The following is a 15,510-nucleotide window of genomic DNA, read 5'->3' as shown; positions in this document are numbered from 1 at the left end:
CCGGCTGCTGGACGGGGTGGACACCACGGCCGGGGTGCGGCTGCTGGGGGTCGGCGTCTCGGGGCTCGCGGACTACACCCAGGAGGACCTCTTCGCCCAGGCGGCAGGCGGCACGGCCGAGGCCGAGGCGGCCGCGGAACGGGAACAGGAGGAGGCCGCGGAGGAGGCGGCACGACCGCGGCAGTGGCTGCCCGGGCTGGACGTGCGGCATGCGGAGTACGGGGCCGGCTGGGTCCAGGGCAGCGGCGTCGGGAGGGTCACGATCCGCTTCGAGGAGCCGTGGTCCGAGGGGCCCGGCAGGGTGCGCACGTTCGCCGTGGACGACCCGGCGCTGGAACACGCGGATCCGCTGCCGCTCGTCCGCCCTGCGGAGGATCAGCCGTTGGGCTCGCCGGGTTCGCCGGAGCCGCCGGGCTCGCCCGACCCGCTGGACCCTGCCGACTCGCCGGAGCCGCCCTCCGCGGAAGGAATGGCGAGCCCGTAGTGCCGGTAAAGCCGCAGTTCCTGTTCAGGGGAGAGGTGGCGGCCGGCGCCGATGTCCGGGGCGTTTCTGATCAGCGTCCGCTCGTAGGGGACATGCAGCCCCTCGCCGTCGGCCCGGCTCGGTTGCAGCGGCACGAGCGCGTCGCGGCTGAACAGCCCGGTGCGCACCGCGGCCCACCCCGGCTCGCCGGTCGCGTCGTCGAGGTACACCTCGTCCACCGTGCCGATCCGTACGCCGTCGCGGTCGAAGACCTTGCGGCCGATCAGGCTCCGGGGGTCGACATCCGACTGCACGGCCTTCCTCCTGTTTCCTCCCGTCCGGCGCACCTGTCACCAACCAAAAGCCACAAAGCGGGAAGCGGCCACTTGGGCGCTCCGTCGGCGAATCCTCGCTGGTAGGCTGGCCAGTGGCCGCAGAATCCGTGCGGGAGAGTCCTCCGACGCCCTCAGGGGCGGGCCCGGAGGCGCCGAAGGAGCAAATCCTCCCCGGAATCTCTCAGGCACCCCGTACCGCATGGACGAGGCCACTCTGGAAAGCAGGGCGGGTCCGGTCCGGCAGTATTCCGAACCCTTCCTCACCGACGGTGAAAGCCGGGTACTGCACCGCCCGGTGAAGCTCTCAGGTTGCGATGACAGAGGGGGAGGCCGTCCGGGTACCCGCGCCGTGGTACCCCTCGCAGGTCGCAATGACCAGGAGGCCTCCGCAGATGACCGCCCACCGCATCTCCCTCTCCGACCTGGAGCGCGGCACTCCCTTCGAGGACCGTCACATAGGGCCCGACCCCGAGGCGCGGGCCAAGATGCTCGCCCAGGTCGGCTTCGGCTCCCTCGACGAGCTCACCGCCGCCGCCGTCCCGGAAGTGATCAAGAGCGCCGGGGCGCTGGGCCTGCCCGCCGCCCGCACCGAGCCCGAGGTCCTCGCCGAGCTGCGCGCGCTCGCGGACCGCAACCAGGTGCTCACCCCCATGATCGGCCTCGGCTACCACGGCACGTTCACCCCGCCGGTGATCCTGCGCAACGTCATGGAGAACCCCGCCTGGTACACGGCCTACACGCCGTACCAGCCGGAGATCTCCCAGGGTCGGCTGGAGGCCCTGCTCAACTTCCAGACCGTCGTGGCCGAGCTGACCGGACTGCCGACCTCCGGCGCCTCCCTGCTGGACGAGGGCACCGCGGCGGCCGAGGCCATGGCGCTGTCCCGGCGCATGGGCAAGGTCAAGGACGGGGTCTTCCTCGTCGACGCGGACGCCCTGCCGCAGACCGTCGCGGTGATCGAGACCCGCGCCGAGCCGACCGGCGTCGAGGTCGTCGTCGCGGATCTGTCGGCGGGCATCCCCGAGGAGATCGCCGGCCGCGGCGTCTTCGGCGTGCTGCTGCAGTACCCGGGCGCCTCCGGTGCCGTGAGAGACCTGCGCCCCGTCATCGAGCAGGCCCACGAGCTCGGCGCCGTCGTCACCGTCGCGGCCGACCTGCTCGCCCTGACCCTGCTCACCCCGCCCGGCGAGCTCGGCGCCGACATCGCCGTCGGCACCACCCAGCGCTTCGGCGTGCCCATGGGCTTCGGCGGCCCGCACGCCGGATACATGGCCGTCCGCGAGAAGTTCGCCCGCAGCCTGCCCGGCCGCCTGGTCGGCGTCTCCGTCGACGCCGACGGCAACAAGGCCTACCGGCTGGCCCTGCAGACCCGCGAGCAGCACATCCGCCGCGAGAAGGCCACCAGCAACATCTGCACCGCCCAGGTGCTCCTCGCCGTCATGGCCGGCATGTACGCGGTCTACCACGGCCCCGAGGGCCTGGCCGCCATCGCGCGCCGCACCCACCGCTACGCCGTCCTCCTCGCCGAGGGCCTGCGGGCCGCGGGCGTCGAGGTCGTGCACGGCGCGTACTTCGACACCCTCACCGTGCACGTCCCCGGCCGCGCCGCCGAGGTCGTCGGCGCCGCCCGCGAGCACGGCGTCAACCTGCGCCTGACGGACGCCGACCACGTCGGCATCGCCTGCGACGAGACCACCACGCGGGCCCATCTGACCTCCGTGTGGGCCGCGTTCGGCGTCGAGGCCGACATCGAGGCACTCGACGCGGCCACCGCGGACACCCTCCCCGAGGGCCTGCTGCGCACCGACGAGTACCTCACGCACCCGGTCTTCCACCAGCACCGCTCCGAGACGGCGATGCTGCGCTACCTGCGCCGCCTCGCCGACCGCGACTACGCGCTGGACCGGGGCATGATCCCGCTCGGCTCCTGCACGATGAAGCTCAACGCCACCACCGAGATGGAGCCGGTCACCTGGCCGGAGTTCGGCGCGCTGCACCCCTTCGCGCCCGCCGAGCAGGCCGCGGGCTACCTCACGCTCATCACCGAGCTGGAGGAGCGGCTCGCCGAGGTCACCGGCTACGCCAAGGTGTCCCTGCAGCCCAACGCGGGCTCCCAGGGCGAGCTCGCGGGCCTGCTGGCCGTCCGCGCCTACCACCGCGCCAACGGCGACGAGCAGCGCACCGTCTGCCTCATCCCGTCCTCCGCGCACGGCACCAACGCGGCCAGCGCGGTGATGGCGGGCATGAAGGTCGTCGTGGTGAAGACCGCCGACGACGGCGAGGTCGACATCGAGGACCTCCGCGCCAAGATCGAGCAGCACCGCGACGAGCTGGCCGTGCTGATGATCACCTACCCGTCGACGCACGGTGTCTTCGAGGAGCACGTCGCGGACATCTGCGCGGCCGTGCACGAGGCCGGCGGCCAGGTGTACGTGGACGGGGCGAACCTCAACGCCCTGGTGGGCCTGGCCCGGCCGGGCGAGTTCGGCGGCGACGTCTCGCACCTGAACCTGCACAAGACCTTCTGCATCCCGCACGGCGGCGGCGGTCCGGGCGTCGGCCCGGTGGCCGTCCGCGCCCACCTCGCGCCCTACCTGCCCAACCACCCGATGCAGCCGGCCGCCGGTCCGGCCACCGGCGTCGGCCCGATCTCGGCCGCGCCCTGGGGCTCCGCCGGCATCCTGCCGATCTCCTGGGCCTACGTGCGGCTGATGGGCGCCGAGGGCCTCAAGCGCGCCACGCAGGTGGCCGTGCTGGGTGCCAACTACATCGCCAAGCGCCTGGAGCCGCACTACCCCGTGCTCTACACCGGCCCGGGCGGCCTGGTCGCGCACGAGTGCATCGTGGACCTGCGCCCGCTCACCAAGGCGACCGGGGTGAGCGTCGACGACGTGGCCAAGCGTCTGATCGACTACGGCTTCCACGCCCCGACCATGTCCTTCCCGGTGGCCGGCACGCTGATGATCGAGCCGACGGAGAGCGAGGACCTGGCCGAACTGGACCGGTTCTGCGACGCCATGATCGCGATCCGCGCCGAGATCGAGAAGGTCGGCTCGGGCGAGTGGGCCAAGGACGACAACCCGCTGCGCAACGCCCCGCACACCGCGGCCTCGGTCGCCGGTGCCTGGGATCACCCGTACACCCGCGAGGAGGCGGCCTTCCCCGCCGGGGTGACGGCGGCCGACAAGTACTGGCCGCCGGTGCGCCGCGTGGACGGTGCGTACGGCGACCGCAACCTGGTCTGCTCCTGCCCGCCGCTCGACGCCTACGAGGGCTGAGCAACTCGGCGGTGATGCGCGGCTGATGCGCGTCGGGGCCGGTTCGGCGATCTTCGCCGGGCCGGCCCCTTATGTGTTTCCGTTTATGTGTTTCCGTGTGTGATGTGCGGGTGTGCCGGGTAGTGCTGCGGCTAGGCAGCCGTCACCACGTGGTCGGCGCCGAGCGGCCGGTGCGGGGCGATGATCTGTCCGTCCGGCAGCAGCTCACCGGTGTCCTCGAAGCAGAGGACGCCGTTGCACAGCAGGCTCCAGCCCTGTTCCGGGAAGTGCGCCACGAGCTGGGCGGCCTCCCGGTCGGCGGAGTCGGCTGACGGGCACGTGGGCTGGTGCTGGCACATGGCAGGGATCTTTCGCTGTGGTGTTGTGACTGTCCTGCGGCTCGATGCGGTGGTCATGCCGCCCCCCGTTGCATTCGTCGGTCGATCCCAGTGTTGCCCTGTGAGCGGAATTCCGCAGGCATTTCCCTGTGGTGCTCCTCACAGGATGAGGACGCGTCACCCGTGCGGGGGGTTGCGGCCAACAAGCCTGTCCCTTCGGGGGGTTCGCGATGGCCCCGGTGGGCTAGCCCGGTCGGGGGAGCATGGCGCAGTGCCCCGTGGCCCATGGGCCCGCGGGGCACTTCTGCGGCGGGTGCGCCGATCAGGCGGAGGTCTTCAGCAGCGGGGCCGGGGCGAGACGCAGGGTGAGCACGGGCAGCAGGTCGGCGACGCGGTGCGGCCGGTGCGCGGCGATGCCGGGCGGTGCGGGGGCGAGGGGCACCAGCAGATCGCCCGGGGCGAGCACGCCCGACGAGGCCTCGGCCGTGATGTCGCCGTGCAGCCAGAGGGTGAGCATGTAGAGCCCCGGAACGGAGAGCAGCCTCGGCTGGTGCGGCGACGTCAGCAGCTCCGCCTGGTGCAGGGCCAGTTCGGTGGAGGCGAGGTAGGGGCCCTCGAAGAAGTGGGAGAACGCCCAGCCGTCCGGGGTGAGCATGGTCTCGGCCGCGGCGATGGACCGCCCGCCGCCCCGGACCAGGAAGCGCCAGCCCGTCAGCCGGGTCCGGGGCGCCCCGCCGTGGAGGGCGACCGGCTCCAGCACGTGGACGGGCAGCGGCAGTTCGGGGGTGAGGGCCGTCTGCGCGGACTTCAGCGACGGGGTGCGTGCCGCACGGACGGCGGTCGGGGAACCGAGGGCCGCGCGGACGCTGCGGAGTGCGGGTGCGGGGGCAGGGGGGACGTGCAGCGGCATGGGGGTCGCCTCTCGCTTCGGGAGACACGCGGGGGTGCTGGGCAGGTGCGACGACGCTGTCGGAGAACGGGGTCAGAGGGGGGCCGGACCGACTTCCGGGGCGCCTGCTCTCTGCCTCACCCCGGAGTTTATACGACAGGTGTTCACGGGATGTTTCGGCTAGCTGTCCGCAGCATTTCCGGCAAGAGGAAATCGAGGCCTCTTTTCGGGGTGATTTCGGCGATTATGCCGCAATCCCGCGCCCATGGCCTCGGGCTTTTCCCGGGCAGCGGTCGGCCGGATCTCGTCGGTGTTTATCACCAGGAACCGGCCGGGCAACTGCCGACCACCCGTATGCCGACGGAATGTGCCGGAGTGCGCATGGTGCAGAGCCTATCGGGTATCCGGCTCCGGCGAGGCGTTATCGATCGTCCCGCTGGGCATCATCGACCGTGACAAGGGCGGCGCCGCCGCGGGCGACCCGTTTGAGGAGGGACACTTGAATGGGTGAGAAGGTCGCGGCCGAGGGGTTCGGCCCCGCCGACCCGCAGCACCACCGGGACAAGCTCCGGCAGTGCCTGGAAGCGCTGGCGAGACTGTTGGAGGAGAAGCGGTTCGACCGCCCCCGGAACCTCATGGGGCTGGAGCTGGAGCTGAATCTCGCGGGCCCCGACGGCATGCCGAGCATGATGAATGCGGAGGTGCTCGAGCGTATCGCGAGCCGGGATTTCCAGACCGAACTCGGACAGTTCAACCTGGAAGTGAATATTGTGCCGCACCGGCTGTCCGGCCGGGTCCTCGACCAGCTTGCCGAGGAGCTGCGCACCGGCCTCGCCTATGCCGACCGCAGGGCCATGGAGCTCGATTCCGGAATCGTGATGATCGGCATTCTCCCGACCCTCACCCGTCGCCATGCGATCACCGCCAATCTCTCCGCCGCCGACCGGTACGCCCTGCTCAACGAGCAGATACTGGCCGCCCGCGGCGAGCACTTCACCATCGACATCGACGGAATCGAGCGGCTCACCTGCACGGCCGGGTCGATCGTCACCGAAGCCGCCTGCACCTCCGTGCAGTTGCATCTGCAGGTGACCCCCGGCCGGTTCGCCGCCGTGTGGAACGCGGCGCAGGCCATCGCCGCCGCGCAGATCGCCGTCGGCGCCAACTCCCCTTTCCTGTTCGGCCGGGAGCTGTGGCGCGAGTCGCGGCCGCCGCTGTTCGTCCAGTCCACCGACACCCGTCCGCCCGAACTCCAGGCCCAGGGCGTGCGGCCGCGCACCTGGTTCGGCGAGCGGTGGATCGCCGACGCCTTCGAGCTCTTCGAGGAGAATCTGCGTTTCTTCCCCCCGCTGCTGCCCATTTCCGACGACGAGGAGCCGTTGCGGGTGCTGGACGAGGGCGGGGTGCCCCGGCTGTCGGAACTGTCCCTGCACAACGGCACGGTCTACCGCTGGAACCGGCCGGTCTACGGGGTCGCCGACGGCGTCCCCCATCTCCGGGTGGAGAACCGGGTGCTGCCCGCGGGCCCGACCGTCACCGACGTCATCGCCAACGCGGCCTTCTACTACGGGGTGGTGAGGGGGCTGGCCGAGGAGCCGCGGCCGGTGTGGTCCCGGCTGCCGTTCGCCGTCGCCGCCGACAACTTCGACGTGGCCTGCCGCCACGGCATCGACGCCGTGCTGCGCTGGCCGCGGGCGGGCCGCACCGGCACGCTCGCCCGCGTCCCGGCCGTCCGCCTGGTCCTCGACGAGCTGCTGCCGCTGGCCGCGGCCGGGCTGGACGCCTGGGGCGTCGAGCCCGCCGACCGCGACCGCTATCTCGGCGTCGTCGAGGAGCGCTGCCGCCGCCGGGTGAACGGCGCCTCCTGGCAGGCGGCCGCCTACCACCGGGCCCGGGACCGCGGACTGGACCGCGAGCAGGCCCTCGCCGCCACCACGCGCCGCTACTGCGAGCTGATGCGGACCGGCGAGCCCGTCCACACCTGGCCTCCCGGGACCGGGGACTGACCCGGCGGTACGGACACGGAGCCACCCCCTGTCGTGCGGTCACCCCGTGCGTCCGGCAAGCTGTGACGATCGTGGTGGGCAGCTGACGGCGGAGGCGGATGTGCGGCAGGACGCGAGGGACGGCGGGGGCGGCCGGCCGGAGACCCTGTCCGGCCCGGCGCCGGCGGGGGTGCCGGGCCGACGGCTGCTGGGCAGCGAAACGGTGCTGGTCCTGGCGCTGTCGCTGGGGGCCAGCGCGGTCTCGGCAGTGATCAGTTTCGTGGGTTCCGTCACCCGCCCCGGCGGGCTCGCGGACCAGGCCGCCACCCTCAACGCCTCGCACGCCCCCGGCCGCCCCTGGCTCGACCTGGCCTGGCAGGTCTTCGGCATCGCCACCGCCCTCGTACCGGTCCTCCTGGTGGGTCACCTGCTGCAGCGCGAAGGTGCGGGCGGACTGCGTGCCGTCGGTTTCGACCGCCTCCGCCCGGCGTCCGACCTGGGGCGCGGTGCGGCCGTCGCGGCGGTCGTCGGCGGGGCGGGGCTGGCGTTCTACCTTGCCAGCCGGGCGGCGGGGGTCAACCTGACCGTGGTGCCCGAGGCGCTGCCGCACGTTTGGTGGAAGGTCCCGGTGCTGATCGCCTCGGCCGTGCAGAACGCGGTGCTCGAGGAGGTCGTGGTCGTCGGCTATCTGCTGCGCAGGCTGGGGCAGTTGGGGTGGACACCGGCCGCCGCGCTGGCGGCGAGCGCGGTGCTGCGCGGCTCGTACCACCTGTACCAGGGCATCGGCGGGATGGTCGGCAACATGGCGATGGGTGTGCTCTTCGTCCTGCTGTACCGACGGTGGGGGCGGGTCGGGCCGCTGGTCGCCGCGCACGCGCTGATCGACACGGTGGCCTTCGTCGGTTACGCGCTGCTGGTGGGCAAGGTGGGCTGGCTGCCCCACCCCTGACCCGCCCCTCCACAGGGGGTGTTCAGACGAGCAGGTCGCCCTCGACGGTGGTGACGGCGTTGCCCGTCAGCAGTGTCCGTTCGCCGCGCAGCGTGGTGCGTACGAGGCCGCCGCGACGGGAGGCCTGCAGGCCCGTCAGTTCGTCGCGGCCCAGGCGGGCGGACCAGAAGGGGGCCAGTGCGGTGTGTGCGCTGCCGGTGACGTGGTCCTCGTCGACGCCGACGTTGGGGAAGAAGCAGCGCGAGACGTAGTCGTAGCCGCGCGTGGGGTCCTCGGCCCGGGCGGTGGCGATGATGCCGCGGCGCGAGTGCCGGCCGAGCGCCCGGAAGTCGGGGGCCAGGGCGCGTACGGACTTCTCGTCGGGCAGTTCGACCAGCAGGTCGCCGATGTGCTCGCTGGTGTCGTACACGCCGGTCGGCTCGGCACCGAGGGCGGCGGCCACGCCGTCGGGGACGGCGACCGGGGTGAGGCGTGAGGTCGGGAAGTCCAGGGTGATCGAGCCGTCCTCGCGGGCGGTGGCGGTCAGGATCCCGCAGCGGGCCGCGAAGCGGACGGTGCCGGTGGCGGCGCCGGTGGTGTGCAGGACGTGGGCCGTGGCGAGCGTGGCGTGGCCGCACATGTCCACCTCGGCGACCGGGGTGAACCAGCGCAGCGCCCAGTCCGCCTCCCCGCTGTCGGGGAGGCGGTGGGCGAAGGCGGTCTCGGGGTGGTTGACCTCGGCGGCGATCTGCTGGAGCCGGGTGTCGTCGGGGAAGGCCCCGGTGTCGAAGAGCAGGACCCCGGCCGGGTTGCCGGCGAAGGGGCGGTCGGTGAAGGCGTCGACGATTCGCATCCGCATGGCCGGAGCGTAGAAGGCCTGCAAGGCCGTAGGCCAAGGCCAATTGCCGGAATCTGGACCTTTTGCGGGATACCTTCGGTCAGCGAACCAGGTCGCTCTTCGGCCCGATGTCCTTGATCCTGGTCGGAGTTCCGTCCGGGGCGAACGAGTGGCGGAAGGTGAAGGCGTGCGGCGCGGAGCCGTGGTCGTGGATGTGCTCCAGCCTGGACACCCCGTCCTGCCAGGTGGGTATCACGTCGTCGGGGACCCACCAGAACACGTGATTCGGGTGTTCCGACCTCTCGAACCAGTCGTGACGCCTGTTCAGCGCTTCACGGTGCACACCGGTGTAGACGGCGTCGAAGGCGGGGCGCAGGCCGGTCCAGAGCGAGAGGGACGCGGCCAGGGCGGTGGTTTCCGCCGTACGGCCTTTGCCGTACCAGGCCGGTACGGCGAACTCTCCCCATGCGCCCCAGTCCGCCTCGAAGTGTGAGCCCGGGCCCGCGTCTGCCGTTTCGGCATGCGCGAGGTAGCCGGGGTGCTGACCGATCGTCCGGTAGACGGCCTCACCGATGTCGTAGAACTCGCGCGTGAGAGGTGCGGGATCGGCGAGTGGTGACTTCAGGGTGCCGAATGTGTACAGAGCAAGGTGGGGCATACGTCTCTCCCTGGTCAAGGGGTGCCTGGTGTGGGCCCGGATCGCCGAGGGCCAGGTGAAGGTAGCTGCCTCTGCGGGCCCTGTCGAAGTTGCGTTTTTCCTGCCCAAGTGGCTTCTTGCGCAGGCCGATCCCGTCTCCGCAGGCCCACCCGCGGACGCCTCCCCCGCCTCTTCGAGGAAGGGTGTTGCCATCCGATCGGTTCCGATATATCGTCGAAGCATCGCGAGAACATCGCGACAGATCAACGATGGAAGGAAGTGTAAGGATGCGTTCTCACCATCACGAGCACTGGGGGCCCGGCCATCAGGGGCGGGAGGAGTTCGGCGGGCGGCGTGCCTTCGGGCCGTTCGGGCCGCCTTTCGGAGGACCGCCCTTCGGCGGCCGGGGGCGCGGGGGACCGGGCGGCAGGGCGCGCCGCGGCGACGTCCGGGCATCGATCCTGGCGCTGCTCAACGACCGGCCCATGCACGGCTACGAGATGATCCGGGAGATCGCCGAGCGCAGCGGGGGCGCCTGGAAGCCGAGCCCCGGCTCGGTCTACCCCACGCTCCAGCTGCTGGAGGACGAGGGCCTGATCGTCAGCGCGAGCGAGGGCGGCAAGAAGCTGTTCACGCTCACCGAGCAGGGCCGCACCGAAGCGGAGGCCGGTTCCCAGGCGCCCTGGGAAGAGGCCGGGCGCGGCGTCGACTGGGAGACGATGAAGGAGATCCGGCAGGCCGGCTACGGGCTGATGGAGGCCTTCGGCCAGGTCTGGCGGACGGGCAGTGCCGAGCAGCGGCAGAAGGCCATGACCGTCATCAACGACGCACGCAAGAAGCTCTACCTGATCCTCGCCGACGAAGACTGAGGGCCCGGGCGAAGAACGGATGAGGGTGCCCCCGCGGACCGCCGCGGGGGCACCCTCGCCGTGTCCCGTTGACCGGGCGGCGGCGCGCGGCCAGACTCCGGCAACCGCATCCGACAGAAACGGAGCGCTCGCCATGGCCTTGCGTATCCGCTGCAGGCGCCGGAGACACCCCGCCGTTCCCCTGGCGGCCGCCGCCCTCTGCGCCGTGTCCGTCACCGTCGTACCGCAAGCAACCGGCGCACCCGAACCGCTCTACCGCAACGCCCGAGCGGCCACGGACGACCGCGTACGGGACCTGCTGCACCGGATGACGCCCGACGAGAAGATCGGGCAGCTGGAACAGATCGCCGTGGACCGCCTGCAGGGCAACTGCCGGGGCGGCGGAGGGGAGTTGACGGAGAGCTGCATGAAGACCGTGCTGCAGGACTGCGCAGCCGGGTCGGTGCTCTCCGGCGGCGGGATGGGTCCGCCGGTCAACACCCCGGCGGACTGGGCCCGTATGGTCAATGCCGTCCAGCGGTACGCGGTGGACCACAGCCGGCTGCACGTTCCCGTCCTCTACGGCATCGACGCGGTCCACGGGCACAACAACGTCCTCGGCGCCACGGTCTTCCCCCACCAGCTCGGCCTCGCGGCGGCCTGGGACCCGGGGCTCGTCCGCGACTCCGCCGCGGCGACCGCCCGTGCCGTTGCCGCGACGGGCATCGACTGGGACTTCGCCCCGGTCGCCGACCTCGCCCGCGACCGGCGCTGGGGGAGGTACTACGAGACCTACGGTGAGGACCCCCTGCTCGCCGGCACCCTCGCCGCCGCGAGCGTGCAGGGAATCCAGGGCGCCCGGGGCGTCAAACGGATCGCGGCCACCGTCAAGCACTTCGGCGGTTACTCGATCCCCGGCAACGGGCACGACCGGGTGCCCGCCGACATCTCCCTGCGCACGCTCCACGACACGCTGCTGCCGCCCTACCGCACCGCGGTCGAGGCGGGGGCGAGGACCGTGATGGTCAACTCCGGTGCCGTCAACGGCGTACCGGCCACCGCCTCCCGCTACCTCCTCACCACCGTCCTCCGGCAGCAGTGGGGATTCACCGGCGTGACCGTCTCGGACTGGCAGGACGTCCGCGCCCTCCGGGACCAGTACAAGGTGGCCGCGGACTACCCCCATGCCGCCGCCCTCGCTCTCGGCGCAGGCGTCGACATGGCGATGGAGCCGTACGAAGCACGGGAGTTCGGTGACGCACTGCGCACCGCAGTGCAGAACGGTCTGATCTCCCGGGCACGCCTCGACGAAGCGGCCGGACGCGTGTTGCGGCTCAAATTCGAGCTCGGTCTGTTCGAGCATCCTTTTGTCGACGCCTCGCGCGCAAACATCGAAGTCCTCGGCACCGGGAGGGAGCCGGCCCGGCGTGCCGCCGCGGCCTCGCAGGTGCTGCTCCGCAACGAGCAGGGCGTCCTGCCGTTCGGCCCGGCCGTCCGGAAGATCGTCGTCGCCGGTCCCTACGCGGACGACATCGACGACCAGGCGGGCGGCTGGACCATCGGCTGGCAGCGGGTGCCCGCCGGAGTGAAGCTGCCCGGCACCACGGTGCTCCGGGGTATCGAGGAGGCCGCACCGGCCGGGACGCAGGTCGTGTATGCGGCGGACGATGCCGACGCCGTCGCCCAGGCCCGCACGGCCGATGCGACCGTCGTCGTGGTCGGCGAAAGGGCGGGCGCCGAGGGCGGGGCCGACAGCCCGCGTCCCGAACTGTCCGCGAACCAGCAGGCATTGGTGAAGTCCCTCAGGCAGAGTGGCAGGCCGGTCGTGGTCGTGGTGATCGCCGGGCGGCCGCTGACCCTGGGCGACGCCGACGGCACCGAGGGACTGCTGATGTCCTGGCTGCCCGGCACCGAGGGCGGGCACGCGGTCGCCGACGTGCTGTTCGGCCGGGTGAACCCGGCCGGGCGGCTGCCGGTGTCCTGGCCCAGGAGGAACGGCAACGACCCGCTGTACTACCAGCAGCTGCCCGGGACGAACGCGGGCGCCGAGTCCGCGCACGACGTGGCCTACGACTTCGGCGCCGGACTGTCCTACACACGCTTCGCCTTCGACGGCATCGGCGCCGACGCGGCCGCGGTGCCGGCGGGTGCACCGGTGCGGGTGAACGTCACGGTGAGCAACACCGGTGCGCGCGAGGGCGACTTGGTCGTGCCCGTGTACGTGTCCCGTCCGGTGAGCGACGTGCTCGCCCCGCCGCGCAGGCTCGCCGCGTTCACCAAAGTGCACCTGAGGGCGGGAGTGCGGGCGACCGTACGGCTCGTCGTCCCGGCCCGGGCACTGGCGGTGACCCCGGGCGACATCGACGGTTCCGGGACGCCGCGCGTCGAGCGGGGCGCGTACGTGTTCACGGCCGGGGGCCGCGCGGTGACCGTGGACGTCACCTAGCCCTGGACCCTGATCCCGCGGCGCGCATCTCCTCCTCAAGGAGGAGAGCCCGGGCATCCGTCCCCAACTGTCGTCGGATGCGTGAATGCTCCCCCTCGGGGATGACCGGACGGCACGGGACTGATGGGGTGGGAAGGTGCAAAGCCGTACACCTGACACCCAGCGTCCCGGGGCCACGTGCGAGCGACCGCTGAGCGCGGAACTGGCCTCGGCGGTCGCGGGTGCCCGCAGACGGGCCGCGCGGGACGGCGACCGGCAGACCGACACCGCGCATTTGCTGCACACGCTCCTCGAATCCGACCCCGCGGCACGGCTCGCCTTCGACGGCGGACCGGCCCAGGTCGCCCGACTGCTCGGCTATCTCGTCCAGCGCACCATCGGCTACGGGCTGCGATGGAGCGGCACGGTGGAGGAATCCGGCGCCCTGCCCACCGGCGGGACCTCCGGCTGGTCGCCGGCCGCGGCGGCCGCGCTGCGCAGGGCGCACGACCGCGCCTGCGCGCGGGGCGCCGCGCAGGTGGAGGGGACCGACCTGCTGGCGGCCCTGGTGCGCGACCCCGGCTGCCGGGCCGTCGACGTGCTGCACCGGGCCGGCGTGGACACCGGGCGGCTCGCCGCCGGACTGGGGGTGTGACGGGTGTGGGCACATTCCGCCGTGACGATTTCCCGTCATGGACAACTCCCGCCATGAGCAATCAGGTTGACACCCCTGTCGCTCCCCGCCCGCTGCTGTCATGATGCGGCGGTGCACGCGTCTCGTGACAGAAGCAGCAGAAGTACGGGCCTCGTACTGGCCCTGGTGTCCGCATGTTCCTTCGGAGGCTCGGGAGTTGCGGCCAAACCCCTGATCGAGGCGGGGCTCGGCCCGCTCCAAGTGGTGTGGATACGGCTGGCGGGCGCCGCGCTGATCGTCCTGCCCCTCGCCTGGCGCCACCGCTCCCTGGTGCGCCGCCGCCCCGCCCTGCTCGCGGGCTTCGGGCTGCTGGGCGTCGCGGGCGTCCAGATCGGCTACTTCGCCGCGCTGTCCCGGATACCCGTCGGGGTGGCCGTCCTCGTCGAGTACCTCGGTCCGCCGCTGCTGCTGTGCTGGATGCGGTTCGTGGGACGCAGGCCGGTGAGCCGGGGCGCGGTGATGGGGGTCGTCCTCGCGGTCGGCGGGCTGAGCTGTGTCGTCGAGGTGTGGTCCGGGCTGCGCTTCGATGTGGTCGGCCTGCTGGCGGCAGGGGGAGCGGCCTGCTGCACGGTCGCCTACTTCCTCATGGCCGACCACGCCGGCGCGGACGGCGACGGCGCCGATCCGGTCGGCGTCATCGCGTTCGGACTGCTCGTCGGCGCCGTGCTGTTGACGGCCGTGGCACACCCCTGGGACCTGGACTGGACGGTCCTCTCCGGACCCGCGGACCTCGGCGGCAGCCGGGTGCCGTGCGCGCTGCTCGTCGCCTGGCTGGTGCTGCCGGCGACCGTGGTCGCCTACTTCACCGGCGTCCTCTCCGTGCGCCGATTGTCTCCCCAGGTGGCCGGGGTCGTGGCCTACCTGGAGGCGGTGGTCGCGACGGTGCTGGCGTGGCTGCTGCTGGGCGAGCACCTCGCTGCTCCGCAGATCGTCGGCGGAGTCCTGGTGCTGGCGGGCGCGTTCATCGCCCAGAGTGCCGCTCCGAAGCGCGCGTCTGCGGGGCCGGTGGCGGAGGGAGGGCGGGCGGCTCCGGACGTGCAGAGCCACGGGATGGGGGTTTCGAACGGTTAGCCGCCCCCATTCCCGCTCCTGCCCGTCTCCACCCTCGCCCGCCCCCAACTCGGCTCAGCGTCCGGGCAGATACCCCGGCACCGGGATCCCGGGGGCCAGGTTCTCCGCGGGTATCGGCGTGCCGTAGTGCGTGGAGACCGGCACGACTCCGCTCCAGTGGGGGAGGGCGAGGTCCTCGGGGTCGTCGCCGGGCCCGGCGTTCCGCACCTTGGCCGACACCTCTGCAAGATCGATCCGCAGCACGGCCGTCGCGGCGAGCTCCTTGGCCGTCGGCGGCCGGGAATCGGCCGCCCGGCCCGGCACGACCTGGTCCACCAGGGCGTCGAGGGCGGCGGTCAGCTCGGCCTCGTCGGTGACCCGCCGGGCCGTGCCGTGCACCACGACGGAGCGGTAGTTGAGGCTGTGGTGGAAGGCGGAGCGCGCCAGGACGATCCCGTCGAGGTGCGTCACCGTCACACACACCGGCATCCCCGGGTCCTCGGCCTGCCCCGCGGCGTGCAACGGCCGGGACCCGGTCGAGCCGTGGACGTAGAGACGCTCGCCGATCCGGCCGTAGAGCGTGGGCAGCACGACGGGGGCGCCGTCGCGCACGAAACCGAGATGGCAGACGTAGCCCGCGTCGAGGATCGCGTGGACCGCCTCGCGGTCGTAGGAGGTGCGGTCGCGGTAGCGCGAGGGCGTGGTGCGCGCGGTCCGCTCGTACGGCTCATGCGACTCCTGCGGCGCGTACGGCTCATGCGGCTCGTGCGACCCGGGCCGGGTGCCGGGCCCGGTGGCCGTGGAAGAAGCCATTGCGATCTCC

The 15,510-nt window shown here is 72.3% G+C and carries 13 protein-coding genes, 1 pseudogene and 1 riboswitch; of the genes and pseudogenes, 8 read left to right on the top strand and 6 right to left on the bottom strand.

The genetic code is table 11. From position 1 onward, the window contains the following. Nucleotides 1-484, top strand: a pseudogene (locus HG542_RS28755) (DNA polymerase IV); the annotation flags it as partial. On the opposite strand, the gene HG542_RS28750 reads toward HG542_RS28755, so the two are convergent. Beyond that, complete coding sequence (locus HG542_RS28750; RefSeq protein WP_171086501.1) at nt 376-777, bottom strand: PRC-barrel domain-containing protein; 402 nt, start codon at nt 775-777, stop codon at nt 376-378. The pseudogene HG542_RS28755 and the gene HG542_RS28750 sit on opposite strands and share 109 nt — an antisense overlap. 121 nt (nt 778-898) lie before the next feature. Further along, a riboswitch (glycine riboswitch) is annotated at nt 899-1,006 on the top strand. 184 nt (nt 1,007-1,190) lie between these two features. Here HG542_RS28750 and gcvP point away from each other — a divergent pair. Beyond that, nucleotides 1,191-4,076: an aminomethyl-transferring glycine dehydrogenase gene (gcvP, locus tag HG542_RS28745; RefSeq protein ID WP_171086499.1), complete on the top strand. Its 2,886-nt coding sequence runs from the start codon at nt 1,191-1,193 to the stop codon at nt 4,074-4,076. Between the two features lie 131 nt (nt 4,077-4,207). On the opposite strand, the gene HG542_RS28740 is transcribed toward gcvP, so the two are convergent. Both HG542_RS28740 and HG542_RS28735 read right to left on the bottom strand, forming a co-directional pair. Then, a complete protein-coding gene (locus HG542_RS28740) occupies nt 4,208-4,414 on the bottom strand; it encodes a DUF5999 family protein (RefSeq protein ID WP_190076185.1) in 207 nt (68 codons plus the stop codon). A 301-nt stretch (nt 4,415-4,715) separates the two neighbouring features. Continuing rightward, nucleotides 4,716-5,303, bottom strand: a complete 588-nt coding sequence (locus HG542_RS28735; protein WP_171086497.1) for a hypothetical protein — start codon at nt 5,301-5,303, stop codon at nt 4,716-4,718. 482 nt (nt 5,304-5,785) lie between these two features. On the opposite strand from HG542_RS28735, the gene HG542_RS28730 reads away from it, so the two are divergent. Next, the gene (locus HG542_RS28730; RefSeq protein ID WP_171086496.1) at nt 5,786-7,288 is read left to right on the top strand and encodes a glutamate-cysteine ligase family protein; all 1,503 of its coding nucleotides are present in this window, start codon (nt 5,786-5,788) and stop codon (nt 7,286-7,288) included. A 145-nt stretch (nt 7,289-7,433) separates the two neighbouring features. Beyond that, nucleotides 7,434-8,216: a CPBP family intramembrane glutamic endopeptidase gene (locus HG542_RS28725; RefSeq protein ID WP_171086506.1), complete on the top strand. Its 783-nt coding sequence runs from the start codon at nt 7,434-7,436 to the stop codon at nt 8,214-8,216. 22 nt (nt 8,217-8,238) lie between these two features. On the opposite strand, the gene HG542_RS28720 is transcribed toward HG542_RS28725, so the two are convergent. Continuing rightward, on the bottom strand, nt 8,239-9,054 hold the full coding sequence (locus HG542_RS28720) for a PhzF family phenazine biosynthesis protein (protein WP_171086495.1): 816 nt from the start codon (nt 9,052-9,054) through the stop codon (nt 8,239-8,241). A gap of 79 nt (nt 9,055-9,133) precedes the next feature. Continuing rightward, nucleotides 9,134-9,691, bottom strand: coding sequence for a DUF3291 domain-containing protein (locus HG542_RS28715; protein ID WP_171086494.1), 558 nt, complete (start codon nt 9,689-9,691; stop codon nt 9,134-9,136). Between the two features lie 266 nt (nt 9,692-9,957). Between HG542_RS28715 and HG542_RS28710 the strand changes: the two genes are divergently transcribed. The 4 genes from HG542_RS28710 (at nt 9,958) to HG542_RS28695 (ending at nt 14,708) form a co-directional block, all read left to right on the top strand. Beyond that, entirely contained in the window at nt 9,958-10,539 is a 582-nt protein-coding gene (locus HG542_RS28710; RefSeq protein WP_171086492.1) for a PadR family transcriptional regulator, read from the top strand. Nucleotides 10,540-10,672: 133 nt separating this feature from the next. Continuing rightward, nucleotides 10,673-12,964, top strand: a complete 2,292-nt coding sequence (locus HG542_RS28705) for a glycoside hydrolase family 3 N-terminal domain-containing protein (protein ID WP_171086491.1) — start codon at nt 10,673-10,675, stop codon at nt 12,962-12,964. Between the two features lie 136 nt (nt 12,965-13,100). Further along, nucleotides 13,101-13,598, top strand: a complete 498-nt coding sequence (locus tag HG542_RS28700; protein WP_171086490.1) for a Clp protease N-terminal domain-containing protein — start codon at nt 13,101-13,103, stop codon at nt 13,596-13,598. Between the two features lie 111 nt (nt 13,599-13,709). After that, nucleotides 13,710-14,708 (top strand): EamA family transporter, encoded by a 999-nt coding sequence (locus HG542_RS28695; RefSeq protein ID WP_171086489.1) that lies wholly within the window; start codon nt 13,710-13,712, stop codon nt 14,706-14,708. A 54-nt stretch (nt 14,709-14,762) separates the two neighbouring features. On the opposite strand, the gene HG542_RS28690 is transcribed toward HG542_RS28695, so the two are convergent. Beyond that, a complete protein-coding gene (locus HG542_RS28690) occupies nt 14,763-15,500 on the bottom strand; it encodes a pyridoxamine 5'-phosphate oxidase family protein (RefSeq protein WP_229922426.1) in 738 nt (245 codons plus the stop codon). Between the last annotated feature and the right edge of the window lie 10 nt (nt 15,501-15,510).

This window comes from Streptomyces morookaense (assembly GCF_013030945.1).
GTDB classification, from domain to species: Bacteria; Actinomycetota; Actinomycetes; order Streptomycetales; family Streptomycetaceae; genus Streptomyces; species Streptomyces morookaensis.
Note: the sequence above shows the minus strand (reverse complement) of the source record. Positions and strands in the feature narration are given on the sequence as shown.

Coding starts and splice junctions, on each gene's coding strand:
- gcvP (WP_171086499.1), top strand. CDS start 1,191: ATGACCGCCCACCGCATCTCCCTCTCCGACCTGGAGCGCGGCACTCCC.
- HG542_RS28740 (WP_190076185.1), bottom strand. CDS start 4,414: ATGTGCCAGCACCAGCCCACGTGCCCGTCAGCCGACTCCGCCGACCGG.
- HG542_RS28735 (WP_171086497.1), bottom strand. CDS start 5,303: ATGCCGCTGCACGTCCCCCCTGCCCCCGCACCCGCACTCCGCAGCGTC.
- HG542_RS28730 (WP_171086496.1), top strand. CDS start 5,786: ATGGGTGAGAAGGTCGCGGCCGAGGGGTTCGGCCCCGCCGACCCGCAG.
- HG542_RS28720 (WP_171086495.1), bottom strand. CDS start 9,054: ATGCGGATGCGAATCGTCGACGCCTTCACCGACCGCCCCTTCGCCGGC.
- HG542_RS28715 (WP_171086494.1), bottom strand. CDS start 9,691: ATGCCCCACCTTGCTCTGTACACATTCGGCACCCTGAAGTCACCACTC.
- HG542_RS28710 (WP_171086492.1), top strand. CDS start 9,958: ATGCGTTCTCACCATCACGAGCACTGGGGGCCCGGCCATCAGGGGCGG.
- HG542_RS28705 (WP_171086491.1), top strand. CDS start 10,673: ATGGCCTTGCGTATCCGCTGCAGGCGCCGGAGACACCCCGCCGTTCCC.
- HG542_RS28690 (WP_229922426.1), bottom strand. CDS start 15,500: ATGGCTTCTTCCACGGCCACCGGGCCCGGCACCCGGCCCGGGTCGCAC.